This window comes from Terriglobus sp. YAF25, from assembly GCF_052113305.1.
In the GTDB taxonomy this organism is placed as follows: domain Bacteria; phylum Acidobacteriota; class Terriglobia; order Terriglobales; family Acidobacteriaceae; genus Terriglobus.
The window spans coordinates 1-1275 of the sequence record NZ_JBFRCY010000993.1; the positions used below are offsets into that span (position 1 = coordinate 1).

A 1275-nucleotide genomic window follows, 5' to 3' on the forward strand; every position below is an offset into this window, starting at 1 on the left:
CGTGGCAGACATTCTGGCAAAGAAAGCACTCAATGCACTTGCGAAACTCCTGTACGCGATCGACGTCCCGTTGATCCATCTTCCACACGACACCGGCCCGTGGCTGGAAAGGAGGGATCTTCCGATTGACGCTGAAGTTCCAGGAAACGTCAGTCACCAGATCCTTGATCACGGGGAAAGCCTTCATCGGAAAGATGGTGATGGGCTGATCGAGTGGAAGAGAGTCCATGCGTGTTTTGCAGGCGAGCCGCGGCCGGCCATTGACCTCGGCCGAGCATGAGCCGCATTTTCCCGCCTTGCAATTCCAGCGGATGGCCAGATCGGGCGCCTGATGCGACTGAACCCAGTGAAGCGCGTCGAGCACTACCATCCCGGGAACGAGCGGCACTCGATAGTCAACGGTCTTGCCGTCTTCGCGGTCACCCCGGAAGATTTGCAACGTTGCCTCTGCGAACGGGACCTCCGCCATGGCCAGCCTCCGCTATTTCGCTCCGCTATCTTCTGCCAGCAATTGCTTCAGATCATCTGGCATCTCAAGAACGGGGGCATCGACGAGCGTCATCGTGCCGGCATTCTTGACCACGACATTATGCTTCTTTCCCCACGTATCGTCCAGGGCTGGGTAGTCAATGCGACTATGCGCGCCGCGGCTCTCGCGGCGTGCAAGCGCGCTGCGGGTCACGCCTTCAGCTATGGTCAACATGCTGTGCAGGTCCCACACCAGGTGCCAGCCTGGGTTGAAGAGCCGTGAGCCTTCAACACGCACGCGTGCCGTACGCTCTTTCAGTGTCTCAATCTCCGACAAAGCTCGGCGAAGGTCTTCCTCACAACGAAAGATGCCAACAAGGCTTTGCATAGTGGCCTGCAAATCGCTGTGAATGGCGTAGGGGCTCTCGCCATCCAGCCGTTCAAACGGTGCGAGCATTTGCTGGACGGATTCTTCGATATGGGAGGAATCGATCGTTAGCGTCTCGCTTCGCCTGGCGTGTTCCGCGGCCGCCAGTCCCGCTCGTCGACCAAACACCAGTAGATCGGAAAGTGAATTGCCGCCCAGCCGGTTTGCTCCGTGCAGGCCCGCAGCGGCCTCTCCTGCTGCGAACAACCCCGGGATGGATGTCTGCGCCGTCTCTGCGTCCACGCGGATGCCCCCCATCATGTAGTGACAGGTCGGTCCCACTTCCATCGGCTCCCGGGTGATATCCACATCTGCCAGTTCCAGGAACTGGTGATCCATGCTGGGCAGCTTTCGCTTTACATAGTCGGCAGGCGTGTGAG

General features: G+C 59.2%; 2 protein-coding genes. Both read right to left on the bottom strand.

What is annotated here, in order from left to right; translation table 11 throughout:
• The coding region (locus AB4043_RS25925) for a 2Fe-2S iron-sulfur cluster-binding protein (RefSeq protein ID WP_442308578.1) at positions 1–469 on the bottom strand (469 nt) is incomplete at its 3' end.
• 12 nt (positions 470–481) lie between these two features.
• On the bottom strand, positions 482–1275 hold a 794-nt coding region (locus tag AB4043_RS25930), incomplete at its 5' end, for an FAD-binding protein (RefSeq protein WP_442308579.1).